The sequence below is a fragment of the Nostoc sp. PCC 9305 genome (assembly GCF_963920915.1).
Classification (GTDB): domain Bacteria; phylum Cyanobacteriota; class Cyanobacteriia; order Cyanobacteriales; family Nostocaceae; genus Nostoc.
Window position 1 is genome coordinate 14,782 of sequence record NZ_CAWUDN010000071.1, and the last position, 26,733, is coordinate 41,514.

A 26,733-nucleotide genomic window follows, 5' to 3' on the forward strand; every position below is an offset into this window, starting at 1 on the left:
ACTGACATTCTCAATTTGGGATGCAAGATTGAGGGTACAGGTTACAGGGTAAAGGTTGTGAGAAATAAAACTATGCCCTATCCCCTGATATCTATTTGTGTAAATTAAAAGGTGAAAGTATCATGACAACTACCCTAAAATTTGAAACTGCTGGGGCGGCTACTCTAGAAGAAGCCATTACTAATGCAATTACTGAAGCTCGGACAACTTGCGATTTAGATGGCAGTAATTCTGCTGGTTGTGCCGTAGCCTGGGACATTGTAGAAGAATTGCAAGCCGAAAAATCTCACCAACACCAAGCAAAATCCAAGAAAACCTCTTTGGAAAATTACTGCGATCGCCATCCACATTCCGTAGAATGTCTAATTTACGACGTTTAACAACAAAGAATTCAGGAGTCAGGAGTCATACCATTTTGGATTTTAGATTTTAGATTTTGGATTGTGAAACATTCATTGGATAAGTGTTTCAGTTTTCCATCTGTCGCAATCATTTTTCAAATTGGTATCAGAATTCAGTATGAATTGGAGTCCGAGTGCAAATGAATATGTGGGTTTAAGTGCCCCACTAATTGATTCTGAATTCTGCATTCTTCTTTAACTCTTCCGTAAATCAGTTGTTGCTGATTGCGTTATTTGCTTAATTGCCTCTAAATCAAGTGGCGGTGTTTCACTTTCCATTGCCAACCACAACAGATATTCGATATTCCCAGCCGGGCCAACGATCGGCGACCAAGTTAAGCCTTTGTATTTCCATCCTAATTCGTGAGCAGCTTGCAAAACTTGGAAAATGGCATCAGCTTGGTCGTTTGGATCGCGCACAACACCTTTTTTACCTACACGGGATCTGCCGACTTCAAACTGTGGTTTGACTAACAAGACAGCTTCACGATTAGCTTGAGTTAGTTGCCACAAAGCAGGCAGAATCTTAGTTAAAGAAATAAATGATACATCAACCACCGCTAAATCAGGAATCGGGTCATTTTCACCATATAACTCATCCGGTCGTAATTGGCGTAAATTGGTGCGTTCCCGCAAAATTACCCGCGGATCGTTTCGCAACCGCCAGTCAACTTGTCCGTAACCGACATCAATACCGTAAACTTGTTTTGCTCCAGCTTGCAAGAGACAATCAGTAAAACCACCAGTAGAAATCCCACCATCTAAACAAATGCGCTCTGCTACGGGAATGGCAAATACTGACAAAGCTTTGGAGAGTTTTTCACCGCCTCTAGAAACAAAAGGCGATCGCTCTTTAATATTTATTTTCGCTGCAATATCAACTTCAGTACCAGGTTTATCAACTAATTGCTGATTAACAGTAACTTCCCCCGCCTGAATTAGCCGTTGTGCTAAGGCGCGAGAAGAACATAAATTTAATTCTACTAATAGTGTGTCGAGTCGCTGTTTAGCCAATTAACTAGATTCTCCTGGTAAGATTAAAGCCAAAGCACGATTAATATTTCGGCTCATTTCTGTTAATTCTTCAACTATAATCAATGCCCTTTGGACATCGCCCTTAACAAGCAAGTCTTTCAGAGTTAATAATTCTTTCATAATCAGCGCCTCAAACATCGGCAACTTTTATTGTGGCTGATGGCGGTTCTAATTCACAGAAATCTAGCGATCGCTACTTAGTATATTATTCTTTACAAATATACAATATTCAGATAATTAAGATACAGCAAAATCCGTGTATTGCCGTAGTTCAGATTATTGTCCAACCATCTGCAATAAGTGCTTTAATAACTGCGGTATGGTAAATGTCTCTGGCTGGCATTAGTCGAAAGATAGTTCCAAAAACACAGCTTTAATTTAGCAAAGTTATTTGACAGAGGCGCGATGTTACCATCTGGCGGCGAAAACTTAAATAAAGCCCTTTTCAAAGCCTGGTAGGGTTCATAAAAAAGCGATCGCTCTTTTCCCAACAGAGACAAAGTGCGATCGCTATTTAAGTTTATGTCGGGGCAGACACCTTGCCCGCTTAAAATCTAAATATCTATCTCGCTCAACTCGCGTGTGATGTGATCGAATGGTTCATCCACAAAAGCAGTATTAAGCACACCTGCTGCTGCTACTTGTTCCTTAATCAGATCCTTGAGAATTTGGATACCGCGAACTGTAGGGCCAATAGGCACTCCTAGAGAATTGTAAGTTTCCCGCAGCCCTTGCAGCACTCGTTCATCCAATACATTCGTGTTCCCAGCAACCAACGCATAGGTAGCGTAGCGCAAGTAGTAGTCTAAATCCCGCAGACAAGCCGCATAACGACGAGTCGTATAAGAATTTCCACCAGGACGAATCAATTCTGGCAGTTCTTCATATAACTTTAAACCAGCTTGCTTGACAAGTGCAGCCGCATTAGAATTGATTGCCGCCGCTGCTTGTACTCTTGCTGTACCACTATCAAAGTAAGACTTTAGGCTATCGATCGCATTCCGGTCAAAATACCGACCAGCTAAGTCATAATTCTTAATTAAACTTGTTACCGCATCGCGCATTCCTTCTTCTCCCAATCATTGCTATTTATGGTTTGATATTTATTTGGCTGCACTTATGCACCAGTAAATTTTTGTGCTATTAAAAATAGATTCGGCACAAAAACAATCTATCCACTACATAAGGATTTTATGTCAAAGTTGACCCCTATATGATGAACTTTCCAGTTTTGTGCAGATGAACGCTGAAAGGTTAATATAACCTGATAATCCAGATATCTGTAGTACAAGCTACAAAATCCGCTAATGTCTAGTATTTAAGATATTTCTGGTGTGTCACGGCCTGATTGAGATCAGCAGGGTTAGGATGCAATGTAAGATTCTGGTTTACTTTAGGAAATTGGTAGAGAAGGAGTAACAATGACAACACCACAAGAACTCTTGAAGAAAATTCAAGATGAAAAAATTCAGCTCATTGATCTCAAATTCATCGATACAGTAGGGACTTGGCAGCACCTCACACTGTACCAGAACCAAATCGATGAGACTGCATTCACTGATGGCGTGCCTTTTGATGGTTCCAGCATCCGGGGTTGGAAAGCGATCAATGAATCGGACATGACGATGGTACTCGACCCCAACACTGCTTGGATCGACCCATTCATGGAAGTGCCAACACTAAGTATAATTTGTAGTATCAAAGAACCGCGCACGGGCGAATGGTACAATCGTTGCCCACGCGTTATTGCCCAAAAAGCAATAGATTATCTGGTTTCCACTGGTCTTGGTGACACAGCTTTCTTTGGCCCTGAAGCTGAGTTCTTTATCTTTGATAGTGCTAGGTTTGCCCAAACTGCTAACGAAGGTTACTACTTCTTAGACTCCGAAGAAGGTGCTTGGAATTCCGGTAAATTTGAAAAAGGAAAACCCAACTTAGCTTACAAACCACGCTTCAAAGAAGGTTACTTCCCAGTTGCACCGACGGATTCTTTCCAAGATATCCGTACAGAGATGCTATTGACAATGGCAGAATTAGGTGTACCCATTGAAAAGCATCACCACGAAGTTGCTACTGGTGGTCAGTGCGAATTGGGTTTCCGTTTTGGGAAGTTGATCGAAGCGGCTGACTGGTTGATGATTTACAAATATGTCATCAAGAACGTTGCCAAGAAATACGGCAAAACCGTCACCTTCATGCCAAAACCAATTTTTGGCGATAACGGTTCGGGAATGCACTGTCACCAGTCGATTTGGAAAGACGGCCAACCTCTATTTGCAGGTGATAAGTATGCTGGTTTGAGCGATATGGGCTTGTACTACATTGGTGGTCTTCTCAAACACGCACCAGCGCTGTTGGCAATCACCAACCCTAGCACCAACTCATACAAGCGCCTAGTACCTGGTTATGAAGCACCTGTTAACTTGGCTTACTCCCAAGGAAACCGTTCTGCTTCTATCCGTATTCCTCTTTCTGGTACTAACCCCAAAGCTAAACGTTTGGAATTCCGTTGTCCAGATGCTACATCTAATCCCTACTTGGCATTTGCTGCAATGCTCTGTGCTGGTATCGATGGCATCAAGAACAAAATCCATCCTGGTGAACCCTTAGATAAGAATATCTATGAACTCTCTCCAGAGGAGCTTGCAAAGGTTCCTTCAACTCCAGGTTCTTTAGAACTGGCGTTGCAAGCACTGGAAAAAGATCACGCCTTTTTGACAGAATCAGGCGTATTCACGGAAGACTTTATCGAAAATTGGATTGACTACAAGTTAGGTAACGAAGTCAAACAGTTGCAGCTGCGTCCTCATCCCTACGAGTTTTACCTCTACTACGATGCTTAATTAAGAGTCGTATCTAACTAAAAAGTAATAAGTTTTGCCACCCTAAAGTAGAGGGTGGCTTTTTTTTCCAGACTTGTCAGTTGAGACATTCAATCAAAAAATCCAACTTATGACTCCTGAAACTTAGCTCATAGAAGCATGGCTGGGGCCATAAATCATCCGACTGCTAGCATCTACCTTCCCTTGAATTGGGTTCCAGTAGTGAGACACTTCTTCAGGAAGACCAAGTTCTTGTGCCGCACGCATCAGCATTGATTGTTGGCGATTCTTGACTTGTTGATGTTCGCGTACCATTAGTGCACGAGATTTATCTGCGATAGACATAACCATAGTCCTCTCTATTTCGTGAATATATAATTTTCCTTTCCTTACAAGACTAATATAACAAAAATTCTGTAACATAAGCTACTTTTTACAAAAATTTATATTTTCTTTGCCTACAATTTTCCGGCTTTGGGGGAAAATCTCTCCAATCCACTTTTGATAACTAAAATCATCTAGCTTCAGATTGGTCTGACCTTAAAAACACACTTTACCCAAGACAAAACATTTATTCGTTACTTTTATTTACACTTAAGTTCATATCAAGTGATTAATTTTTGTCACTTTTACTCTTTTTTTCGCTAGAGCGGCACAAATACAGCACTCGCAAAAATTAAGTTACTATCAAATAAAGATTTACAAAAATTTACATAACTTATGACAGTTACCTACCCGCGTAAATTTCAGAATGTTTTGAGTGCGAGAGATATATTAAAACGGGTAGTATGCGATCGCGAAATCCATCTGATTACCCTCAACCGCTACCGTTACAGCGAACAACGTAGTTGCAAAGACCTAACTGAGGTAATTGAACAATTGAATGGACAGCCACGGGAACTGGTGCGGGATTTATCTCATCACATCTCAGATGAAGCTCGTCATGCTATGTGGCTAACTGACTTGTTGATTGATTTGGGAAGCTATATAGGAACTCCCCCTGGAACTTCCTATATCGATGAATTTGAACGCCTGCTTGACCATGAACAACAAGATCCAGTCGAAAGCCTTGAAGATTTTGTGATTTCTACCCTTGCCGCAATTAATGCCACAGAAAAGCGGGGTTGTGAGTATTTTTCTGCCCACATTCACGCGCTTAAACAAGCACCTCAGACAGAAGAAAACATCAAGATTCGGGAAACGATTGAAAAAATTCTCCCAGAGGAAGCAGGACACGTCCGGTGGGGTAATCGTTGGCTAGGAGAATTTGCGCGTAAGAGTCCACAACATCAGCAAAAGGTAGAGCAAGCCAAGCGAAAATATACCGCAATTGAACAAGCCGCGTTTGAATCAGGAATGGATATCACCTTGGGGGCAGAACTACGGCGAGTTGCCAACCTGGTGGAAGTAGCAAATACCATGCCCCTTTGGCAACGTCCCCAATACCTGATGGAACGCTTACCCCAGACTTTGCTAGCGCCGGAGTTGCAATTTACTAGGATTCAAGCTGCACAAAAGGCTTGGCAGCGAGATCCACAGACGTTTATCGAGAAGTTTGTGCCAATGTTCCTCAACGGCATCCAGGGAAGAGAAAGTAGCCGCAAGAAAACAACGGTGTAAAAGGGCATTGGGTACAAGAGGCAGAGGTGCGGAGGGACAGAGGAGAAAAACTTACTGAACTTCTCCTCTGCTCCCCACTCTCCACTCCCTTTTCTTTAAGGAAAATTCATCTAAAAAGACCAAATGCAAAACTTTGCATCTGGCCTTGGGTGTAAAATAGTTAAAAAGACTAAGATGATCTGGCAGATCCTTCTTAACACTTATTTTGTTGGGAGCCATCTACGAGGAGAACGAACCAAGGGGCAAAAGTAGGTAAAGAATAGTAGATTTGTTAGCAAGTGTAATAAACCTATACTACTTATGTGAATCCATACGCTAGATAAGCAAGAAATGAAACGAAAGGGATTTTATGCTTTGGCAAAGGACGCTAAACAGATGTCAGAGCGAAGATCGGTTACTTGCTTATATAGATAATCAGCTAGTGAATGTATGAGAAGAAAATCTATTGGGGAATAAAGTGAAGTTGCCTTAAGACTATTTCCTCAACAAGCAAAATGTCTGAATTAGATGTGCTTCAGATTAACTGATAGTCTAAGTAACATCTATTTCTAGAGCCGTTGAGGATTGAGATGCAAAGCTTTCTAGCGAATATGAGCAACAGTTGTAGAGCTTTTGAGGAGTTGGTAATGCTATCGATCAAAGCACTTAATTTGATTGCTTTTTGATCGGCAGGATTGAAACCAACTATTATATATACAAAGTTTTCAGTTGAAATACTAAGCGATCGCTGAAGACTTTCGTGTGTCAACTGTATATATCTCTGCCAGAAAAGCTGTGTAAAAGACGTTAGCACAACATCCTGTTTTCTGGTAATTCTGTTCCTTTGAGGAAAGAGGCATTACACTACAGTAGTTAAACCACAGCATAGATATTTCGGACTTTTTGTGTTACTTCTCTGCGCCCACTACCGCGATGACGTGGCGCATCATCTGAAGCTTGTTCAGATGCCGCCGAGAGCCGCTGTTCCGAAGTAGGCGTGGAAGGCAGCCCTGTTGATAAGTGATTGACCATTGCTTGGCAGTTAAAAGCTAAGGGGCCGAACACCAGACTCGAGACTAAAAGTGAAATGGCAGCACGCATAGCAGATGTCTATTTGGGAACTCTCCACTTCACTGATACTTAGCTTTTTGATTAATATCCGGACAATTCATCAAAAAGTATTCTGTTTTACTGAAAATAAACTCTTCTTATCCTCCGTTTAAATGTTCGACTAATAACCAATTACCAGAGTGATTGTAACGACCCCACAATGTAACTAATTGTTCGTGGGGATAAGCGCGTAATTGCTCGTCAATATGCGATCGCAAAGTCACAAGCTGCCAACTTTGCCCTTGATATGCGGCTGGGGCTGTGACAGTAAATTTATATTCCTGCTGTTCCAAGCGGTAAAAAATCCCTTTGAAACAGTTAGTTTCCTGAATTAACGCTTTGTCAAAAGCAGAGTCAGGGCAATCGCCACTAACTGGATAGGCTTGTGGGTTATCTAAGTAATACAGTTGCCAGTGCCGCCAATCCGAATGATTGGGGGGAAGATTAAAAAAAGGAATAATTAGCGCTTTTGAGCGATTATCTTCTAATAAGGCAGTTTGCAGCGTTCCAATAGGTAAATCCCTCGGTTGGCAGTTTAATTCAACACATATTGCCGCCGCCATCCCTGCTGCTTGACCAATTCCCATAACCACAGGTTGTAATCTGGTAGCGCCATTGGCAATATGGGAGACAGAAATATTCTTTTCACAGACTAAGAAACCATCTATTGTGGCTGGAATTAGACAACTGTAGGGAATTGTAAAGGCAGTCCCCGTCCAACGTCCTCCCCAGCGGATGGATTTAGGTTGCAGTGGGAATTGAACGCCAGGATAATGATGGTCATTGGCGTAGTTACCAACTGCGATTGCATCATTAAATATAGATGCAACTCTACCTTTTGCGATCGGCAAAATATCCTGTTCTCGGACAGTAGTTAGCCCCACCAAGCGGCGGCTTTCCCGGTAATAGGGATGCAGTGCAAAAGCTGTAGAGGTGTGAGGAAATACTTTTTCTGCTAAACCATAGCGACGACCAAGCTGTTTTTGGATGAAATGAGCAAAATTTTGGCTGTGCCAGCGAGATTCTTGGATGAATTCATCTCTGGTTACATCTGACTCTATCAACCGCCCTACCCCTTCGCCGTAGTCATTGCCACAGATTGGCCAATTCATCATAAACAGGCCACCAGGCAAACGTCCATAATTTAAAAATGTCTCTGTTCCATAGCCATCCCAAGCACCTGTAAACTGGGATGGATTATAGTTAGGCGCAGATGAAATCTCTGGTGCGTAGGCGTAGCCCGTCGTAGACATCGCTTCACCAAAGTCCTGCATAATCACTACATAAGTAGGCGCTTGCACAGGATATTTCTGGGTTAAATAGTTAAAAGTCACTGGGGCGCTGGGTTCTCCCCACTCCGATTGCAATTCCCAGCCCCAACGGTAAGGTATGTCAGCTAAAGCTAATAAGTCTCCTAATTCTGTGCCATCGAGAATAATCTTGGCCGTGACAGTAAAATCAGCAAAGCGGACACCAGTAATCAAATCACCTTGTCGAAATACCTCTAAAGGTACTTGTCCATAAATCCAGTGCAAATTGGGCAATTCCTGCACCCAATCTGCAAAAATCTCTGCTCCAATTCGGGGATCGTAACTAAAAAAGCTTACCCAGCTATTATCTAATCCTCCCGGCTGTCGTTGTCGCAATTCCTGCAAAAACGCACCCCATAACCCTGTTTGAAAGGCTTCTAATTCGTTGCCATCGGGTACAGACACTCCAGCCGAAGTTAGCATCCCCCCTAACCAAGGAAATTCACTCACCAAAATCGTTTTGGCTCCCCGTCGCGCCGCTTGGATAGCAGCCGCAGTTCCTCCGCTTCCTCCACCGACAACTAAGACATCAGCTATATATGTTTGATGAACCATAAATAATAATTTACGTATTTTTGGCGAGAATACATAAGAATTTATCCTGTTTTATAAGCATTTTCTTATTGCCTAATATTTGCATTAGCTAATAATTTAAAAATCCTTTTATTCAAAAACAGTTAGTTTTGGCTAGATACACAATTAATAAACCTACTATTACAGATGCCAAGTGTTAAGCCTTTTTACCACTCTCCCATAATTTTTTGTTTGTCAAGGGTCAGTAGTCCATAGTCCACGCCAGTTTGCTCAAGTCGGAAAAACCGCCCACCCAACTGACTCAAAAAACTATAATTTTGACTATTGACGAACTTCAAGCATTTGAATAAAGCTTAAAACAAGCTAAAACACATAAATCTCAAACCTGATAGCATAACGTTGACTGCTAATGTTACATCTAGTATCGTTGAGCGGGAAAAACCAACGTGAAAGCACAGGTATTTAGAGGCGTTAATCAACTTTCTTACGAAGATATCCCAGTTCCAACCGTGGAACCAGATGAAGTGCTGGTACAGGTGCGGGTTGTGGGGTTGTGTCAGTCAGATATAAAAAAAATTCGTTATCCGCTATATGAACCGCCGCGCATTTTTGGACATGAAACTGCCGGCACGATCGCAGCAATAGGCAATGATGTTAAAGGTTGGCAAGTTGGACAACGGGTAGCAGTGATGCACCACATCCCTTGTATGCGTTGCGCCTACTGCCTAAATGATAATTTCTCAATGTGCGATGTTTACAAGAACATCTCCACTACCGCAGGCTTTAACGCCAGTGGTGGCGGTTTTGCCGATTATGTCAAGGTTCCTGGACATATTGTGGAAAATGGCGGGTTGATTCCCATCCCGGATAACATCAGTTTTGAAGAAGCCAGTTTTGTAGAACCAACTAACTGCTGTTTGAAGGCGGTGAGAAAAGCTCAAATTGCTCCAGGACAAACTGTATTAGTTACTGGTGCTGGGCCGATTGGGTTAATGTTTATCATGTTGGTGAAGTATTTCGGAGCAAAAGCGATCGCTACTGATTTACTACCCTCTAGAATTGATAAAGCCTTGAGTGTCGGTGCAGAAGCGGCTTTTGATGCTCGCGATCCTGATTTAGTCGCCAAAATCTCTGCCCTAACTGGTGGACTAGGTGTTGATGTTACTTTGCTGGCTGTACCCAGTGATAAAGCCTTTTTTCAAGCACTTGATAGTACCCGCAAGGGCGGTAAAATTTTATTTTTCGCCGAATTTCCTGATGAGTTGGAAATTCCCATTAACCCGAATATCCTCTACCGTCGAGAAATTGACTTGATAGGCAGTTATAGCTCATCTTATCGGCTTCAGAGTTTATCAGCCGATATTGTGTTTAATCAGCGAATTGATGTAAAAGCGTTGATTAGCGATCGCTATCCATTAAAAGATTTATCAGCAGCTGTGGAGCAAGCGATCGCACCCACACCGGATACTTATAAAATCTTAATTTATCCGCAAAAGGAAGATTAGGGAGATAGGAGAGTGTTAAAACTAGAAGTTTAAAGTTCTGTCTGAGATTCAGCTACGAAGTTAAAAGCTTCAACGACGAAGCTCAAAGGTTCAACGATGGAGCTAAAAGGTTCAACGGTGAAGCTCAGAGGTTCAACGACGAAGCTCAAAGGTTCAACGATGAAGCTCAAAGGTTCAATGATGGAGCTAAAAGGTTCAACGGTGAAGCTCAAAGGTTCAACGACGAAGCTCAAAGGTTCAACGATGAAGCTCAAAGGTTCAACGATGAAGCTAAAAGGTTCGACGATGAAGCTCAAAGGTTCAACGATGAAGCTAAAAGGTTTGACGATGAAGCTAAAAGGTTCAAAGTTAAACCTTAAAAACTCAAGTTTCATCCTCATCTCTCTCACTTTCCCTTTGTCCGCAACAAAATGCTTATTACCCTACTTTTCGTCGCTCTACTAGCTTTCTACGTCGCCTGGAATCTCGGAGCAAACGATGTCGCTAACGCGATGGGAACCTCCGTAGGTTCCAAAGCTGTCACCCTCAAACAAGCACTAATCATTGCTGGGGTATTAGAGTTTACGGGTGCTGTGTTGTTTGGACATGAGGTAACGGAAACTCTTGCAACGAAAATTGCTAATCCCGCCTTATTCGCAGCTACACCCCAAATATTAGTTACTGGGATGGTAACGGTACTAATATCGTGTGGTGTGTGGTTGCAAATTGCCACATCACGCGGTTTACCAGTCTCATCTTCTCATGCGGTTGTTGGTGCGATCGCTGGATTTAGTTGGGTAGCTTTAGGAGTAGGTGCAATTGATTGGGCATCAATTGGCTTAATTAGCATTGGCTGGGTTTTGACGCCATTAATTAGTGGTGCGATCGCTGCTTTATTTTATAGTCAAATCAAGCACTGGATTTTGGATCAACCCAATCAAGTAGTCCAGTTACAAGAGTGGATTCCCTGGTTGAGTACTGCGCTGCTAGGTGTATTCGGCGTGATTGTCTTACCATCGCTCACAGAACCGCTAACCAATTTTGTAATTGAGCAAGTTGGTTTTACAATCCCTTCTCATGACATCCCCCTATTAACAGGTGCAATCGCAGCCGTTGGACTCACAATCATGAGTTGGCGACAATTGGGAGATAAGGGAGACAAGGGAGACAAGGGAGAAATATTCCCCAATGCCGTGGAAAGATTATTCGCCCGATTTCAACTACTAAGTGCTTGCTTTGTCGCCTTTGCTCACGGTTCCAATGATGTGGGAAATGCGATCGCTCCTTTAGCTGCGATCGTTTACATCAATCGCACAGGTAGCGTACCTACTGATGGTATAACCCCGCTTTGGATTTTAATTCTTGGTGGTGCTGGTATTGTTGGTGGTTTAGCTGTCTGGGGAAAAAAAGTCATTGCTACCATTGGCGAAAACATCATTGCCTTGCAACCCAGTAGTGGATTTTGTGCCGAACTGGCAACTGCTACCACCATCCTCATCGCTTCCCGGCTAGGTTTACCAGTCTCTACCTCCCACGCTCTCGTCGGCGGTGTAGTTGGTATTGGACTAGTGCAAAATCTTAAGTCGATTAAGTTTCAAACACTAAAAGGTATTGCTGCTGCATGGCTAATTACAATCCCTGTGAGTGCTGCCCTTAGCGCTGCCATTTTCAGCATCGCCCAGATTTTATTCTTCTAAGAATTATTAATATTTTCCAAACTTTTCCTCTATTGGAATTTACTCAAAGCAAAACCCAGACTGCAACAACGCCAAAAAAAGCGTGCTTTTGCAGAATTGCTGCTCATTCATTAGAATGTTGTGCAGGGGATAGCGTAACTTAGAATTTCCATAGAAGGATACTTTAATCTCCATTTAGAGATATAAACTGTCACACCAGTTACATTCCACACAAATTTACAGCTAGTTTCGCAAGTCAGACAATTTGGTGGGGATATCTAGCGACGAGTCGCCTACGCACACACATCTGTGAATCTTTGACAATTATTATTGGCAGCAAAACAATAAATATTTATTTGGAGTGAAATTTCTTTAAAAGTAAAAATTTCATTGACAAATAATTTATGAAAATTAAACTGACCAAAAATAAAAAAGTCTCTATTTAAGGGACTTTCAGGCGTGGCGATAAATCTAAAATCCCTTCGGTTGGGCAATCCCTCAGACGCTCTGGCGTCGCTAACTATGGGAACCGCCCTTCGGGTTCGCCACTTTGCCGTCTTGGCGCTTTGCGTCAAGACGGCAAGTGGACTCACCAAGATGGGTGCTACCTCACCAAAATTCCAAATCTAATGGTTAAATACTTATCAATGCTGAAGAGAACACGGTGTAGTAAGCTGTGTGGCAAACTTAGATGCTTTGCTAACTTGTGTCTAGTATGACAGAATTACGTTGAAATGCGGAAGTGCTGTTAAAATTTTTAATTTATCTGATATCTGACAAAATACAGGAAATTAGGATGACCGCCAATCAAGTGTACGGGAAGCAGCTTTATCGTCAAAGTGTTAGAGGTTAGAAGCTAATGGGGCGATTCGAGAAGCAACCAGAAAACCCAAGAGTCAGAGGGGAGCTATCTAGAGCAGCAGAAAATGCTCTTTGGGCTGTAGTTGAAGACTTAGAAAATCTTCAGCAGAATGTCCTCAGAGCCTTGCAAGAAGACGTAAAGCGGCTTCAGTCAGAAAAAAATCGGTTATCTGATGAGATTCAAAGCTTGGTAGAGGAAAAAGAGCATTTACAACAAGTGCGCCAAATCACCGAGCAGCAAGTGTTAATTCGGCAACTGGCAGAAGTTCTGGCAAAGCATATATCTTCACAACTGCAATCCTCTCTGACAACTTTAGCTAATCAAAGTATGGAGGGCAAATCTTACGAACAAGCTGCGCTGAAATCTGCCGAAGTTAGCAGCAATGTAGTCGGTGAAATTAATGAAAAAGTCGAACACATGTTTGACAGTCTGGATGACACCGTTACTGTTACCTTTAATTCCTTACAACAGGAGCTGAAGAACTATCAAAGTAATCTTTCCCAACAGCTGTCACGGATGTATAGCCAGCAGCAGCAAGGGGAAACGATTTTGGCGGAGTTTGTTAACCGCCTGCATGGAGAACTAGAAAAAACTATAGAAGAAACTTCACGCAAATCAGCAACAGCAGGTATACCTACTGTTTTGCAGTTTACGGAGCCACAAAAAAACAGTTCTGTTGATACATCCCTGCCAGAGTTTGAGGAAGTAGTAAGAAATTCCCTTGAGCCAATTTCCCCGATATCCAATAAATTTTCACCAAGGGAAACGACATCAGAGCCGCCGATTGTTAAAGAAAACACCGCTAATCCGATTTCTTCTCCCAGCAAGGATTTGTCGGTAAGGGAAACAACATCAGAGCCGCCGATTGTTCGAGAAAATATCGCCAATCCAATTTCTTCTCCCATCACAGATTTATCGCCAAGGGAAACAACATTACAGCCGCCGATTGTTAAAGAAAATTCCGCGAATCCAATTTCTTCTCCCAGCACAGATTTGTCGCCAAGAGAAACAACATTACAGCCGCCTATTGTCAAAGAAAATACCGCAAATCCGATTTCTTCTCCCAGCAAGGATTTGTCGGTAAGGGAAATGCCATCAGAACCTACTGCGGCTGTAGTTCCCCCACCAAAGGACAATACCACCGAACCAATTTCTGTCCTCAATCAGGAATCGCCGGAAAACGAAACGAAATCAGAGCCTGCGATCGCATCTGTACTACAGCCGAGAATAATCCGACCTTCTCTAAAGATTCCGACTGAACCACTTTCTGTCCGCCGTAAGAACGTATCGCAAAGCAAAGCTGAATCCTCATCGAATACTGTGCCAGAACCGCAGGCGGAAGCAAACCCCCCCCAATCGCGATCGCCTAATTCCTCTGGCTTATCGACACTCAGAATCGGTTTGTTTTTGATCGTCTTATCGGCAGTGGTATCATCACTTTACAATGTAGCCATCAAGGTGATTTTCCACGAAGGTTCCCAGATTTTTGGAGTATTAGAGGTAGAGCAATTGCTACCGCCGACTTTGGGCAATACTCTGTTAATTTTGACGCTACGGTTTATGGTAGTCGTACCGCTAATGGTACTTTTGTCTCCGATATTGCATCCAAGACTATGGCAAGACTTGGAAACCTTGTCTGCTTCAGTCCGAGGAAATTCCACGCCTGCTAATGCAGCTACCAAGCAGATTTTGGTGTTGTCAATTGTGAGTGGATGCTTTTTGTTTTTATCTCAGGTACTAATTTACATTGCGATCGCTCAAGTCCCAACCGGAATGGCGATCGCACTGTTCTTTATCTATCCAATGGTTAGCGGTCTATTTTCGTGGTTTCTGTTTCGCGATCGCCCCACTCTATTCCGCATCGCGGCGATCGCCGCGATTTGCTGCGGTGAATTGTTGGTTTTAGGGGGTTCTCCCAGTATCGGTATCGGTAATACTTCAATGGGAAGCAGCACCGCCATTCTTTCGGGTGTGGCTTTTGCTGCCTATATAATTCTGACGCGAGTCTGTGCTAGCAAACTGCATCCCGTGACTTTTACTTTGATTAACTTCACTACCATGCTGTTGTTGAGCTTTATCTGTTTGATGCTACCTTTGCCAAGTAGCTGGAACTTGGTAGTAGTTGACCCTTCTAAAATGCTGGAATTGGTTTTAAGCGCATTTATTTTGGGTGTGCTGACCCTTGCAGGTTATTTGCTCAATAATGTTGGTATTAGTAAACTAGGTGCTTCGCGATCGGCGCTCATCGGTGGTAGCATCCCAGTTTTAACCGTGATTTTCGCTGGGTTAATCATTCAAGAAAATTTGGATATTGTACAAATTCTGGGAGTGTTATTTGTAACCTTTGGCGCGGCTGCTTTCAGCTTTGAAACAATGCGAAATCAGGTTAAATCCTCTAGTCCCACGAATTAAATGGCGAGTTCAATCAGCTTAAGGGTGATGGAAACTACTTTACCTTTCATCACTCTCAGCATCAATCCTGATGCTAATGTGACAAATAAGATCCCCGACTTCTTTGAGAAGTCGGGGATTTAAATTTTGACGAATGGTTTCAGAATGCTGTATAGGTGCAGATGACACTTAATAGATCGGCAAGCAGTATCCAAAATAAATCGACTTGTAATATATTTTTAGGAATTTAGCCTGATACAGGTAGGGAAAACACGTATATGTAAGCAAGATGAGTAGTACTGACTCCAGCAATTGAGCACTAGTACTTGCTCAGAGACAAGATTCGCAAGGAGTTAAGACCATTGCAGCACATTTTGGAACGAAGAGATGGAGAAGTCGCAGAAATGTTTAGAGTACCCCGTTTTTTCAAGCCAAACACACTTTGTAGATATTAGGCGGTCGGCCACCTGTTTTTCAGCGTGGGAGGCAAAGTAAGTGGGCAAGAATAGACAAGCTTATGTTAAGCAACGTGAAGTCAATCAAATTGCCTTGTAGTCAGGGCTAAAGTCCTTATATTTCGGTTTTATTTGTCTCTAATGGGGAAGTCTCCCAGACCGCCCTAAGTCACTATAAATCTTTAATTATTCACACCCACTTACTAATTGTGTTTCGTAAGATGGTATCTTTATTTCTGTCGTTTTATACTAGTCAACTTAATCTGCGTAGGCGTAGCCCATCGTAGGTATCGCTCAGACACCTAGAAAAATAAGCTTATATCGTAGCTTGCTGCGAATTATCACCCTTTTTTAGCAACAAACTATCTACGTAATTTCAGTCCCTCAAATATATAAAATAGCGAGGTAAAAACATACTTGAAAGTAGCCAATAAATTAGTTAAATCATAAAAATTTAAAATTATTTCATGAAAGAAATATAAATTTATGCCAAAAAAATCTCTAAATAATTATCAGATTTAACCCAATATGTTTTATTATATATATGGCTATTAACTAGTCTTTCGGTTATTAGCATAAGCGACAAAGCCTTATAGATACGCGATTTAGTCGGAAGCAATCGCGGGTTTTTGTGTCTAACAATCAATACAAAAGAATAAATAAAACTTGGATTTAAAAGTAGATATAGAAATATCATCAAACCTTGATTTAAGTAAAATATAAAATATTTAAATAGCCATCATTGATAAACTTTAAAATGCACAATTTTATTTCAAAACCAAAAAATAGTGATATGATTAGGAACAATATTTGAAAAACAACAGGTATTTTGAAATTGGAATTATTTGCTCTACTTGATGTCTATTATTTTCCCTCAATGCCAAGACATCACCGGAGGTTGTGAACGAGATGAGAGTTCACAACGAGCTGTATAGCTCAACCTCTAAATGTGGCTACACCTGGTAAGCGATTTGTTTTGAGACTATTCCCAATTATTTATAGTCACTTGTGTACTACAAATAATTCGCCAAAGCTGCAAAAAAGCATCTTTTTCTAGTAACAAATATCCCAGATTAACCGCGCAAACTAGTTTTTACTCTGAGTCGGCATAGTGCCATAATTAGGTGTAAGCAGCTTGACGTTGTTGCTCTTGAAAGATAAAAAAACCAGAAACCTGAAAGGCTTTGGAGATTAATTGCAGCATATTTGACTGTTGGGAGGTAAACCGCCGTTAAGCTAGATTTGGTGGCGTCTCTAATTTCTAGGTTAGATGCAGAGACAGTTATAGTTACAAACTATCGACTCTGCTCTTGTACCAGGGAATATGCGAAAACGGTAGTTTGTGCTACCACCGATATCATCGTTATCGCATACTAATATAGTTTGAAGTAAAGACAGCCTTCAGCCAGGTGTATACTACCTATTTTCATTCGATTAAAAATTGTGTAAACGTGCTATTCAATTGTCTGTAATATGAGTAACGACATAGATCTGATCAAACGTCTTGACCCCAGTGCGATGGATCAGATCATGCTTTATCTGGCTTTTAGTGCCATGCGGACGAGTGGGCACAGGCATGGGGCATTTTTAGACGCAGCCGCAACAGCAGCAAAGTGTGCAATTTATATGACCTATCTAGAGCAGGGACAAAACCTGCGAATGACAGGGCATTTGCATCACTTGGAGCCGAAACGAGTAAAAATTATTGTAGAAGAAGTCAGACAGGCACTAACAGAAGGCAAACTGTTAAAAATGCTGGGTTCTCAGGAACCTCGCTATTTAATTCAATTGCCTTATGTCTGGCTAGAAAAATATCCTTGGCAACCGGGGCGATCGCGCGTTCCTGGTACTAATCTGACAAGTGAAGAAAAAAGACAAATTGAGCAGAAACTACCTAGTAATTTACCTGATGCTCAGTTAGTTAGCTCCTTTGAGTTTCTGGATTTGATCGAGTTTTTACACAAGCGATCGCAAGAAGACTTACCAGCCGAACACCAAATGCCTTTGAGTGAAGCTTTGGGTGAACATATCAAGCGCCGTCTGCTTTACTCAGGAACGGTAACACGGATTGATTCTCCTTGGGGAATGCCCTTCTACGCGCTTACCCGTCTTTCTTATACCCCAACAGACGATGAAGAACGTACACACATCACGGTGGAAGATACCGCTCGGTATTTCCGCATGATGAAAAATTGGGCAGAACGACGACGAAACGCCATGCGCTTGCTGGAAGAACTTGATATCCTCCCAGAAAAAATGGATCAGGCTATGGAAGAATTAGATGAAGTTATCCGTGCCTGGGCAGACAAATATCACCAAGATGGTGGTATTGCAGTGGTTTTACAGACGGCTTTTGGTGAAAGAGAAGACTAGTACAACTAACTGTGCAAACTGTGCAAACTGTGCAAAATTCTAAATTCCCAAAGCTGCAAAACTGACGTGAGTTCAACTAACCTCTCTCCAACTCCTCTTTGCGTTGGAGAGGAGAATTATAATGTTTTTTATTTATTTGAATGAAATGCTTAACTGGTTAGTGGACACTTTGGCAACAGTGCTAGGTATCGGAATGCCCATAAGTGGCAGAAGTGCTACCGAAGTTTGTCCTACCTAATACAACGTTTGACAAAAGTTGCATTAGTGTACAATCCGCCTGAAAGTTCGCGTGATGTCTTTGTAGTCTGGATAAGATCAAGTGTTGGCATCATCAAGAAGGGCAAAAGGACGGCTTTTTTGGGCGAAGTGCTGAAACTTCTTCAACCTTTCGATGATGATATAGATACCAAAGTAAGAAATATAGTAACTATTATTTATTGCTTCAATTGCAGCTTGTTGCGACTTGGGACTAGTGCGACAAAGCGATCGCTTTCTCTACGATCGAACTACCGATAATCCAATACGCTTGGGTTAGCGCCAAAAACCTTAAGTTGTGTAGGTTGGGGAGCCACTGCGCCTTTGCGGTTTCCCGACTTGTTCGCGTAGCGCGTCTCCCCTTGCAATACGCTTGAGTTAAGGCTAAAACTCTTTATAAAAGTCAAATTTTTTAACGTAGACGCGGAGCGGCTTGCCGCAGGCTACCGCAGAGGCGCAGAGGAAACAGAGAGAAGAAAAAAATGCTTAACCCAAGCGAAGCGTATTGACTGATAATCTTTTCTTTGACGCAGATGAGATTGGTAAAGCTGCACAAGTTAAAATCGCCCAGTTCTCGAATCAGGCAATAGTAACTAATGTAAATATTACTGTCATTGCCTAACGAAAGCTATATAGTCAGCAAAGGTAAATTATCCAGTCAGGTTGAAGCATTGTAAATAATATAAGGCTGGGTTTCGCTGTTGCTCAACCCAACCTACAAATTAAAATCGGATGATTTATTTTTTGGTAGTTCCTGAATCAGGTTGGCAAATAGCCACTCTAAATTCAACCTGTATATCAATTACACAAAGCACTGTAATCTAATTAGTGCCCGGTTGAGTTGGAATAACTGGTTGAGTTGGAACAACTGGTTGGGTTGGAACAACCGGTTGGTTTGGAAATGGGGTAGTTTCTAAACTTGGACTTGAACCCGCAGGAATTATCGTTGGCGGTGTAGACGAAGATGAAGCACCGATAACACTATCATCAGCACTTATACAAGTATCTAGCGCTTGAGTAGCGGGAAAGTCGATTTGGCTACGCAAGCCAACCACACACTGGCCAAAGCGCACGGGTAACAAACTGCGTCCACAATAATCTAAAACTGTTGGATTAGCTTCTTCTTTAGTACTTAAGCTGACACCAACTACACAGGTTGCTAACTCTTCAGGACGACGGGCGTTCCCACAAGAAGAAAGCGCATCTGTCGCAGCAATTTGGGTTTCCTTATCAATTTTCACCACGCAAGCAGCCAAATCTCTTGGACGCAATGCTGCTGCACAACCTTCTGATGCCGCTTCTGCTTTTACACCCACACTCAGGAGGCGACCCGCACAGACACTATAATCATTCCTGTAGGAGGCAGCAACAGCCACATTAGGCAAGATTGTTAAACATCCAGCTATAGCCAAAGCTGGTAATGTTAAAATCCTGGAGGTGGAACTGCCTTGTTTGTTCTTACCTTTGCTAACCACTTTTTTGCTCATTGACATTGCCAGTTCTCCAAACACCCAAAGTTATGCTAACTCAAATATCTTAAAAATCCTCTGTAATCTAAGAATTTCAGAGGTAGTAAAGTATAGACATAATTAATTATGTCGAAAATTGTGTTAATATAGCTGTTTGAAAGATAAGTAGGCAACGTAAAAAGTATTTCAGAGTAAGAATACTGCGTAAACCAATCTGATGATTGAGTAGCCTACGAAACTAAATAAACACAAAAAACTTATTGGCAGTAGTACGGCGGGGCACGTCGGAATTCAGGCTTGGAAGCTAGTGTGTCGGCTCAACCGACTTAAAGCAACTGGCGTAAAGGAGATGCCTCTACATTGGTAGGATACGTCATACCAAGGCAAGCACCTTCAAAAAACCAAGAATCCGCTGATTTATGATCGGTGGAATGTCAAAATGGAATGTTTGGGTAAAGTTTAAACAGGATTAGATTAAGGAAACTCATGTCCCGATATAGAGGGCCCCGCCTCAGAATTGTCCGCCGCTTGGGCGACTTACCAGGATTAACTCGTAAAAGTGCTAGACGCGCTTACCCACCTGGGCAGCACGGCCAGAATCGCAAGAAGCGCTCTGAATATGCTATCCGTCTAGAGGAAAAGCAAAAGCTCCGCTTCAACTACGGTTTGACTGAAAAGCAATTGCTCCGTTATGTGCGGAAAGCCAGACGTGTTACTGGTTCTACCGGACAAGTGCTGCTGCAATTGCTAGAAATGCGCTTGGATAATACCGTTTTCCGCTTGGGTATAGCTCCGACTATCCCAGCCGCTCGTCAATTGGTAAATCACGGTCACGTAACTGTTAACGGTCGTGTAGTGAATATTGCCAGCTATCAATGCCGTCCTGGCGAAGTAATTGCAGTCAGAGATCGGGCACAATCCCGGAAGTTGGTGGAAGCTAACTTGCAATATCCCGGTTTGGCCAACCTGCCCAGTCATTTGGAATTTGACAAAAATAAGTTGGTTGGTAAAGTCAACAGTGTTATTGAGCGCGAATGGGTGGCACTACAAGTTAATGAACTACTTGTGGTGGAATACTACTCACGACAAGCTTAAACAGTTGGGAGTTAGGAGTTATGAGTTAGGAGTTGCAAGACAATAATTCCTAACTCCTCACTTTTAACTCCTAACTTTTTTCATCCGCCAATTTGTGACATGGTGCGGGTATATGCACCTGAAATGCCAGAATCGCGCCCTTTAAAGTTAATTTCTGGTTTTATTCCGAGTAAATGTTTTACCTGCTCTTGTAATTGAGCGGTGCTGACACCAGAACGCAGGGCAGTTTTTAAATCTATTTGACCAGTTTCATTCAATAAACAGGGACGCAGCCAGCCATCAGCACTCAGGCGCATCCGATTACAACGATCGCAAAAACATTCCGACATTTGACTAATAAATCCTAGTGTCCCCTTCGCACCAGGAATTTGAAAGACATCAGCAGGCCCAGCACCACGAACTTGTGATTCTGTCAAGCCCCAGCGATCGCGAATACGTTCTCGTAAATCGGCTGAAGATACCCAACCGCGATCGCCAAACAAATGCACATTACCAATGGGCATAAATTCAATAAATCGAACGTGCCACTGTTTATCAATTGTCAAGGCGGCTAAATCGAGAACTTCGTGGTCATTAACCCCAGGAATCACCACCACATTCAGCTTCAGAGGGTCGAATCCAACTTGATGGGCAGCTTGAATACCCTGCCAAACTTGTTGCCAACGAGAACGCCCCTGATTACCAATAATTTGGTCAAAAATATCGGGATCGAGAGAGTCAAGACTAATATTAATTCTTCGCAGACCAGCGTTGTAGAGGTTTTGTGCCATCGGAGCCAGCAAAAAACCGTTAGTGGTCATTGAGAGGTCTTGAGTTTGGGGTAAATTTGCGATCGCACCGACCAAATCCACCACACGCGGACGCAACAAGGGTTCACCCCCAGTCAAACGAAATCGGGTAAAGCCTACTGGAATAAATACTTCTTGAATTAAGGTGAGTAGTTCTTCATCAGTCAATAACTGTTGCTTGAGAATATAATCCAGTTCTACTCCCTCTGGCATACAGTACTGACAACGAAAATTGCAGCGATCGATTAAGCTAATGCGGAGGTAGTCTACCTGGTTCATCGTTTTATTTTTATTGTCTCTGATTAATTAAAGACTTTACAAAAGTGGCTTACCCCTTCCTACTATCTTTGTTGTAACTCAAAATACCGTACTCCCCCTTAAGTGAGAGTCCACAGATTGTGGCATAATAAGCCGATCGCATCCACTAGTTAGTCATCAATCGTGCAAGATACCGACTCCATCAACGACCTTGCTGCTGCTTTACTACAGCCAGCCGATATCAGCTTTAAACTGCCCGATCCAGAAGATGAACAGATTCTAGAGTCAGATTTTCAACAGCAGCTAGAAATAGCTTGGCAGGTATGCGATCGCTTTGATTTGCAAACTGAAATCTGGCGGGGGCGAATTTTACGCGCTATCCGCGACAGAGAAAAAGTGGGTGGTGACGGACGCGGTACTGGCTTTCTCCGATGGCTAAAAGAGCGAGAAATCAGTAAAAGTCAAGCATACTCTTGGATTCAACTGGCGAATAGTGCCGATACTCTGATTGAAGACGGTAAACTTGACCCCGGATCTGTGAACAACTTCAGTAAACGGGCATTTGTCGAAACCTCCAAAGCAGTTCCAGAAGTGCAACAGATGGTGAGCGAAGCTGCCCAAAAAGGCGATCGCATCACTAGGCGAGAAGTGCGTCAACTCAGCGATGAATGGACAGCCATGTCCTCAGATTTATTACCCGAATCAGTCAAAGAAAAAGCCGCAGATAACACCCTTCCCCCCCGCTACATTGCCCCACTGGTGAAGGAAATGGAAAAACTGCCAGAATCCCATCAAAAGTTTATCCAAAAGGAAATAGCTGCCAATCCTGATGTGGATACCCTGAAACAGGTAACTACTGAAGCGCGTAACTTGGCGAAATATCTCAAAGGGGCGGCTCAAGTTCAGGCGCTGACACAGGAGAATATTGACATTGAAACAGCCTTAGAAGAAGCGCAAAGAGTCGGCTGTTTGAGCATTGCTGCTGATTTGGTAAATCAAGCATCGCAAATTGAACAAACGATCGCTAAATTGTACATGACTTGGAAACGGATCGGTAATTTAGCAGATCGATTATATGTAGATACTGGTGCAAGTACACCCAACTTGCGATCGCTCCTCACCTGCTTGGAACCTCTGGGTGGTGAAATCATGGAATTGCAACTTAGTGGTGCGACTGAACACACTGTTCGTTTGCAAATTCAAGAGACGAGTTAAGAAATAGGCATTGCGCTTAACTGCAAAGTTACGAAATATCGCCATATCTCAAATTTTAATGAGCAGCGCAAGATGTAGCGGTGAGCGAGGAGTTATGGGGCGATTGAGTGGGTACTTGAGCAACCAGAACTACGTTTCCATTGGCATCTATAATCCAGCCTTGGGCTTCTACAATTTGAGTAGGTTCATTGACAGAATTTACTTTCTGTGATTTTTCTTCTGTGTTTCCGTGCGCCTGAGCAACGGCTCTTTTCTGAATACCGCTAGCACGATTCTGATTCTCTGGAGGAAGCGCTATCCAATCTGCCAGCACAGCATCATCAGCTATCAATGGCTCCGTGGGATCGGCTACTAGTCCTCCACGTCCAGTGGTAATAAATGAATTTCTTGCTATTTTTCCACCAGAACTACAACTAGCAGCGATTTGCTGAGAAGCATCAACCAGATTTACAGGTAATTCCACTAATCCTTTACTGGGGTCAGCATCTGGTGAATTGATTTGTACAGTGCCATCTAATGAAGGGTTTTGCTGAGAAAACGCCGTGATATCACTTGTTTCCAGGTTATTCGGGTTTGTTTCGCCTGTTGGATCGAGCCTCTCTACGTCTGCACCCGTGCGAGGCACAAAACCAAAGAGGTTCTTAGCGGTGATGGTGATTTTCCCACCAGGACCAGAGAAGCCGTTGGCGGTGATATCATTGTTTCCGAAGGGAGTGGCGACGAGGAAGCCATTGGGTGCTTTGATAGTGATATTACCGCCAGTTTTATCACCCCCTCCATTAGTGGATATTTGACTATTGCGGCGCATCAGTACCAAGTCTCCCACCTGTAACCCAATATCACCACCCCGATTTGACTCACTATTAGATGTAAGTGTTCCTTTTTCGAGGAGGATAGAGCGAGCAGTTATATTTAGATTTCCGGCTGCTCCTAATTGATAGGTTGGATCATTTTGAAATTCACTGTTTACAGTTACTACGGCCCCGTCCCGAGCAATCAATTGCCCTGTAGTCAGCGTTATGTCTCCAGCAGATCCAAAACCTCGTGTAGAAGCAAACAAGCCGCTGACTCTAGAAGTATTTTCTGGGATTCCAATTAATTCTATAGACTCCGATGCATTTACAGTCAAACGTCCTCCTTGTCCTTTAGCTGGTATAAATTCGCCATAAGGTGACATAGAACCAGCAGATTCTGTTAGTATCCTTGCTCCATCTTGGATACGCAATCTTCTAGTAGTGATAGTTATGTCGCCAGCATTTCCGTCTCCTGAAGTTGCAGTAAACAATCCGCTTGCCAAAAAATTATTACTATTTGGTAAATAGGATTGGGATGCACCGCCAATCAGTTCTACGGAATCTGAGGCATTTACGGTCAATAGTCCAGGAGAACCAGAACTAATACGATTACTATTAAGTACTACTTGTGCGCCATCCCGAACAACTAACTTCCTAGTAGTGATTGTTAAATCTCCAGCATTTCCGATGCCGAGATTCCTGGTTCTCAAAGAGGTGCCAGAACCAATCAATTCTACTGAATCTGAGGTAGTTACCGTTAAATTTGCTCTTGGTTCCAAGCTAAGAGTATTAGCCAAAATAATAGAACCTCCATCAAGTACTAAGCGCTTACCTTGTACCTGGATATTGCCGCCACCCTCGCCACTGACATCTACATAAGATGGAGTATTAGTTCGTTGAATTAGTTGAATGTTTTGAAAATTCTGAACTCCTTCATATCCCAAACTCCAAGCTTGGTTTGTTGGGTTCAGACTGACTCTAACCAGACTATTGGCAGCAACACTCCCTAGTTCAATTCGTCCCGACTTTGCCGTTAAATTCCCCCCCTCCAACGTTATGTCACCACCCACAAGTGCCAAGGTTTTGCCTGTTTGCACTTGTAGACCAACAGGGGAACTCAAACTATTAGTTGCACCATCAAGACTAGGTGCTTGGGATTTATTATATATGGGAGCTGCACTTGACCCAAATTGTAAGCCAAAAGGAACGCTGACTGTGAGCAGAGGTATAGTTTGGATATCTATGGCACTAAACGTTGTACCATCAGCAAAGTTCAGACTATTCGCCGTGCTTGCAATAAATGAACCGCCGATTTGTAAAGACGCATTGGGCCCAAAAATAATCCCATTAGGATTAATCAGAAACAGATTAGCTTTGTATTTAGTGTTAATGATGCCTTCAATATTAGAAACAGACTTCCCCGTTACTCTGCTAATAATATTCTGAACACCCTCAGTATTTCTAAACTCAGCAGTAGTTCCATCTTTGACAGAAAACTCTTTAAAACTGTGGAACAAGTTGTTTCCTACTGAGGTACCACCTTCAATAATTCTGATATTGTTACTTTCTGTAACTTGAGAATTAGTAGGTAGAGTATCATCTCCAGCAATTTGAGCTATAGCAGAGTTTGCATAGAAAGTTATTGCACTACTTACTATAACTCCTAGCCATCGATACCATCTCACAAAATTACTCATACTGAAATATTACAACCCACTAGTTAACAATTCATAATTCAAAATTAAAGACATTTCAGACGGGGATTTAAACCCCGACTGAAATGGGTGCTACATATAGATGTAGGGGTCTTAAACCCTTGAATTTACGATAAAAGTTTATTTAGGGACATATCCACCCACCATCTGGACAGCAGGGTAATTTGTCATACCATACACATCCCATTAGTTTCATTTTCTGGTCTGGAATTGCTGACAATAATTCATTAACTTTTTGTTCGCCAACAGCATCACTCAATTTAATCTGAGTTAAGTCGAGAATGCACTGAACCTTGAGAATTTCTTGTCCTGATATGCCATATTTTTTCACTATCTTGCTAAAATTAGAGTTATTCAGTATGTTATTCAATTCGTTTTTAATCTCGTCTTCTAATTCCTGTAATTTTTGAGGATCAATGACTGTTTGCTGTGAAGTTTGAGATTGCATGAATTTTGCTCTCCTTGTAGACTGGTAAATGTGTAAAATTATTTTGCGGTGTACTAAATTAACGCGTATTTGATTAGTACAGTTTGGTAACGAAGGAATTGAGAATACAGAATCTAGAGTGGCATGAAAGCATTAAGTTTCTAAAGCTCTTGTGAACTCCGATAATTATGACTTCAGCTTGACTAGTTATAATTACGCACTGTGTAACAAAACTTCATATATTTCTGCTGGATTCTTTAAAGGATTGACGAATCTGGCTACTGAGCGTTTATCATTCAAGAGAATTGAGTAATTAATACCTCCTTAAGTCTCACACTCTGCTTACCGTTTGGATAAGCTTACAGGCTTTATATAAAGCGATCGCTTGTATAAAGGTCATTGCAAAAAAGCAATATCTACGATGGTCTACGCCAATGCACTGATTTAGTGGAAAGGGCGATCGCTTGTGTGAAGGTCATAGTGAAGAAGCGATGTCTACGACGGGCTACGCCAACGCATCCACAGCTTAATATAAAGTTGATTGCAAAGAAGCGATGTCTACGATGGGCTACGCCAACGCACTAAAAAAAATTATGAGAATCTCAATTTTTAATTAGGGGTTGCTGAAAAATAAAGAAAAGGTGACAGTATCTAAATTATTAGAC

Annotated in this window: 23 protein-coding genes; 11 read left to right on the top strand and 12 right to left on the bottom strand. The window is 42.2% G+C overall.

Annotated features, from left to right (window positions below):
• Positions 1-122: 122 nt before the first annotated feature.
• Complete coding sequence (locus ACM0OX_RS23590; protein ID WP_414517409.1) at positions 123-380, top strand: Calvin cycle protein CP12; 258 nt, start codon at positions 123-125, stop codon at positions 378-380.
• Between the two features lie 216 nt (positions 381-596).
• On the opposite strand, the gene ACM0OX_RS23595 is transcribed toward ACM0OX_RS23590, so the two are convergent.
• The 4 genes from ACM0OX_RS23595 to apcB form a co-directional block, all read right to left on the bottom strand.
• Positions 597-1,415: a TlyA family RNA methyltransferase gene (locus ACM0OX_RS23595; protein WP_414517410.1), complete on the bottom strand. Its 819-nt coding sequence runs from the start codon at positions 1,413-1,415 to the stop codon at positions 597-599.
• Positions 1,416-1,556, bottom strand: coding sequence for a hypothetical protein (locus ACM0OX_RS23600; RefSeq protein ID WP_414517411.1), 141 nt, complete (start codon positions 1,554-1,556; stop codon positions 1,416-1,418).
• Between the two features lie 151 nt (positions 1,557-1,707).
• The gene (locus tag ACM0OX_RS23605; protein ID WP_414517428.1) at positions 1,708-1,779 is read right to left on the bottom strand and encodes an element excision factor XisH family protein; all 72 of its coding nucleotides are present in this window, start codon (positions 1,777-1,779) and stop codon (positions 1,708-1,710) included.
• Positions 1,780-1,990: 211 nt separating this feature from the next.
• Entirely contained in the window at positions 1,991-2,500 is a 510-nt protein-coding gene (apcB, locus tag ACM0OX_RS23610; protein WP_179065502.1) for an allophycocyanin subunit beta, read from the bottom strand.
• Positions 2,501-2,857: 357 nt separating this feature from the next.
• Between apcB and glnA the strand changes: the two genes are divergently transcribed.
• Positions 2,858-4,279, top strand: a complete 1,422-nt coding sequence (gene glnA, locus ACM0OX_RS23615; RefSeq protein ID WP_414517412.1) for a type I glutamate--ammonia ligase — start codon at positions 2,858-2,860, stop codon at positions 4,277-4,279.
• A gap of 123 nt (positions 4,280-4,402) precedes the next feature.
• Here glnA and ACM0OX_RS23620 read toward each other — a convergent pair whose 3' ends face one another.
• Positions 4,403-4,603 (bottom strand): hypothetical protein, encoded by a 201-nt coding sequence (locus ACM0OX_RS23620; RefSeq protein WP_012411649.1) that lies wholly within the window; start codon positions 4,601-4,603, stop codon positions 4,403-4,405.
• A 375-nt stretch (positions 4,604-4,978) separates the two neighbouring features.
• Here ACM0OX_RS23620 and ACM0OX_RS23625 point away from each other — a divergent pair, with 375 nt between their 5' ends.
• Entirely contained in the window at positions 4,979-5,878 is a 900-nt protein-coding gene (locus tag ACM0OX_RS23625; protein ID WP_414517413.1) for a ferritin-like domain-containing protein, read from the top strand.
• Positions 5,879-6,730: 852 nt separating this feature from the next.
• Here the strand turns inward: ACM0OX_RS23625 and patX are convergent.
• Both patX and ACM0OX_RS23635 read right to left on the bottom strand, forming a co-directional pair.
• Positions 6,731-6,958: a heterocyst-inhibiting protein PatX gene (patX, locus tag ACM0OX_RS23630; protein WP_334817792.1), complete on the bottom strand. Its 228-nt coding sequence runs from the start codon at positions 6,956-6,958 to the stop codon at positions 6,731-6,733.
• Positions 6,959-7,065: 107 nt separating this feature from the next.
• Positions 7,066-8,832 (bottom strand): FAD-dependent oxidoreductase, encoded by a 1,767-nt coding sequence (locus tag ACM0OX_RS23635; protein WP_414517414.1) that lies wholly within the window; start codon positions 8,830-8,832, stop codon positions 7,066-7,068.
• 425 nt (positions 8,833-9,257) lie between these two features.
• Between ACM0OX_RS23635 and ACM0OX_RS23640 the strand changes: the two genes are divergently transcribed.
• Positions 9,258-10,316, top strand: a complete 1,059-nt coding sequence (locus ACM0OX_RS23640; protein ID WP_414517415.1) for a zinc-dependent dehydrogenase — start codon at positions 9,258-9,260, stop codon at positions 10,314-10,316.
• Between the two features lie 29 nt (positions 10,317-10,345).
• Here ACM0OX_RS23640 and ACM0OX_RS23645 read toward each other — a convergent pair whose 3' ends face one another.
• Positions 10,346-10,690, bottom strand: coding sequence for a hypothetical protein (locus tag ACM0OX_RS23645; protein WP_414517416.1), 345 nt, complete (start codon positions 10,688-10,690; stop codon positions 10,346-10,348).
• A 36-nt stretch (positions 10,691-10,726) separates the two neighbouring features.
• Here ACM0OX_RS23645 and ACM0OX_RS23650 point away from each other — a divergent pair, with 36 nt between their 5' ends.
• From ACM0OX_RS23650 to hetR, 5 genes are all read left to right on the top strand, one after another.
• A complete protein-coding gene (locus tag ACM0OX_RS23650; RefSeq protein ID WP_414517417.1) occupies positions 10,727-11,992 on the top strand; it encodes an inorganic phosphate transporter in 1,266 nt (421 codons plus the stop codon).
• A gap of 438 nt (positions 11,993-12,430) precedes the next feature.
• A complete protein-coding gene (locus tag ACM0OX_RS23655) occupies positions 12,431-12,601 on the top strand; it encodes a hypothetical protein (RefSeq protein ID WP_414517418.1) in 171 nt (56 codons plus the stop codon).
• 229 nt (positions 12,602-12,830) lie between these two features.
• Entirely contained in the window at positions 12,831-15,245 is a 2,415-nt protein-coding gene (locus ACM0OX_RS23660) for an EamA family transporter (RefSeq protein ID WP_414517419.1), read from the top strand.
• The gene (locus ACM0OX_RS23665) at positions 15,246-15,368 is read left to right on the top strand and encodes a hypothetical protein (RefSeq protein WP_414517420.1); all 123 of its coding nucleotides are present in this window, start codon (positions 15,246-15,248) and stop codon (positions 15,366-15,368) included.
• Between the two features lie 1,784 nt (positions 15,369-17,152).
• On the top strand, positions 17,153-18,052 hold the full coding sequence (gene hetR, locus ACM0OX_RS23670; RefSeq protein WP_414517421.1) for a heterocyst differentiation master regulator HetR: 900 nt from the start codon (positions 17,153-17,155) through the stop codon (positions 18,050-18,052).
• Positions 18,053-19,128: 1,076 nt separating this feature from the next.
• Here hetR and ACM0OX_RS23675 read toward each other — a convergent pair.
• Positions 19,129-19,800 (bottom strand): hypothetical protein, encoded by a 672-nt coding sequence (locus ACM0OX_RS23675; protein WP_414517422.1) that lies wholly within the window; start codon positions 19,798-19,800, stop codon positions 19,129-19,131.
• Between the two features lie 462 nt (positions 19,801-20,262).
• On the opposite strand from ACM0OX_RS23675, the gene rpsD reads away from it, so the two are divergent.
• The gene (gene rpsD / locus ACM0OX_RS23680; RefSeq protein ID WP_012408407.1) at positions 20,263-20,871 is read left to right on the top strand and encodes a 30S ribosomal protein S4; all 609 of its coding nucleotides are present in this window, start codon (positions 20,263-20,265) and stop codon (positions 20,869-20,871) included.
• 80 nt (positions 20,872-20,951) lie between these two features.
• Here rpsD and moaA read toward each other — a convergent pair whose 3' ends face one another.
• Positions 20,952-21,938 (bottom strand): GTP 3',8-cyclase MoaA, encoded by a 987-nt coding sequence (gene moaA, locus ACM0OX_RS23685; RefSeq protein ID WP_414517423.1) that lies wholly within the window; start codon positions 21,936-21,938, stop codon positions 20,952-20,954.
• Positions 21,939-22,100: 162 nt separating this feature from the next.
• Here moaA and ACM0OX_RS23690 point away from each other — a divergent pair, with 162 nt between their 5' ends.
• Positions 22,101-23,132, top strand: coding sequence for a hypothetical protein (locus tag ACM0OX_RS23690; RefSeq protein ID WP_414517424.1), 1,032 nt, complete (start codon positions 22,101-22,103; stop codon positions 23,130-23,132).
• A 55-nt stretch (positions 23,133-23,187) separates the two neighbouring features.
• Here the strand turns inward: ACM0OX_RS23690 and ACM0OX_RS23695 are convergent, their stop codons facing one another.
• Both ACM0OX_RS23695 and ACM0OX_RS23700 read right to left on the bottom strand, forming a co-directional pair.
• Positions 23,188-25,623 (bottom strand): filamentous hemagglutinin N-terminal domain-containing protein, encoded by a 2,436-nt coding sequence (locus tag ACM0OX_RS23695; protein ID WP_414517425.1) that lies wholly within the window; start codon positions 25,621-25,623, stop codon positions 23,188-23,190.
• A gap of 142 nt (positions 25,624-25,765) precedes the next feature.
• The gene (locus tag ACM0OX_RS23700; protein WP_414517426.1) at positions 25,766-26,089 is read right to left on the bottom strand and encodes a hypothetical protein; all 324 of its coding nucleotides are present in this window, start codon (positions 26,087-26,089) and stop codon (positions 25,766-25,768) included.
• Between the last annotated feature and the right edge of the window lie 644 nt (positions 26,090-26,733).

What these genes read in the sequence shown, in the direction of transcription:
- ACM0OX_RS23590 (WP_414517409.1), top strand. Translation starts at nt 123, where the DNA reads ATGACAACTACCCTAAAATTTGAAACTGCTGGGGCGGCTACTCTAGAA.
- ACM0OX_RS23600 (WP_414517411.1), bottom strand. Translation starts at nt 1,556, where the DNA reads ATGAAAGAATTATTAACTCTGAAAGACTTGCTTGTTAAGGGCGATGTC.
- apcB (WP_179065502.1), bottom strand. Translation starts at nt 2,500, where the DNA reads ATGCGCGATGCGGTAACAAGTTTAATTAAGAATTATGACTTAGCTGGT.
- glnA (WP_414517412.1), top strand. Translation starts at nt 2,858, where the DNA reads ATGACAACACCACAAGAACTCTTGAAGAAAATTCAAGATGAAAAAATT.
- ACM0OX_RS23620 (WP_012411649.1), bottom strand. Translation starts at nt 4,603, where the DNA reads ATGTCTATCGCAGATAAATCTCGTGCACTAATGGTACGCGAACATCAA.
- ACM0OX_RS23625 (WP_414517413.1), top strand. Translation starts at nt 4,979, where the DNA reads ATGACAGTTACCTACCCGCGTAAATTTCAGAATGTTTTGAGTGCGAGA.
- patX (WP_334817792.1), bottom strand. Translation starts at nt 6,958, where the DNA reads ATGCGTGCTGCCATTTCACTTTTAGTCTCGAGTCTGGTGTTCGGCCCC.
- ACM0OX_RS23635 (WP_414517414.1), bottom strand. Translation starts at nt 8,832, where the DNA reads ATGGTTCATCAAACATATATAGCTGATGTCTTAGTTGTCGGTGGAGGA.
- ACM0OX_RS23645 (WP_414517416.1), bottom strand. Translation starts at nt 10,690, where the DNA reads ATGAAACTTGAGTTTTTAAGGTTTAACTTTGAACCTTTTAGCTTCATC.
- ACM0OX_RS23650 (WP_414517417.1), top strand. Translation starts at nt 10,727, where the DNA reads ATGCTTATTACCCTACTTTTCGTCGCTCTACTAGCTTTCTACGTCGCC.
- ACM0OX_RS23660 (WP_414517419.1), top strand. Translation starts at nt 12,831, where the DNA reads ATGGGGCGATTCGAGAAGCAACCAGAAAACCCAAGAGTCAGAGGGGAG.
- ACM0OX_RS23665 (WP_414517420.1), top strand. Translation starts at nt 15,246, where the DNA reads ATGGCGAGTTCAATCAGCTTAAGGGTGATGGAAACTACTTTACCTTTC.
- hetR (WP_414517421.1), top strand. Translation starts at nt 17,153, where the DNA reads ATGAGTAACGACATAGATCTGATCAAACGTCTTGACCCCAGTGCGATG.
- ACM0OX_RS23675 (WP_414517422.1), bottom strand. Translation starts at nt 19,800, where the DNA reads ATGTCAATGAGCAAAAAAGTGGTTAGCAAAGGTAAGAACAAACAAGGC.
- rpsD (WP_012408407.1), top strand. Translation starts at nt 20,263, where the DNA reads ATGTCCCGATATAGAGGGCCCCGCCTCAGAATTGTCCGCCGCTTGGGC.
- moaA (WP_414517423.1), bottom strand. Translation starts at nt 21,938, where the DNA reads ATGAACCAGGTAGACTACCTCCGCATTAGCTTAATCGATCGCTGCAAT.
- ACM0OX_RS23695 (WP_414517425.1), bottom strand. Translation starts at nt 25,623, where the DNA reads ATGAGTAATTTTGTGAGATGGTATCGATGGCTAGGAGTTATAGTAAGT.
- ACM0OX_RS23700 (WP_414517426.1), bottom strand. Translation starts at nt 26,089, where the DNA reads ATGCAATCTCAAACTTCACAGCAAACAGTCATTGATCCTCAAAAATTA.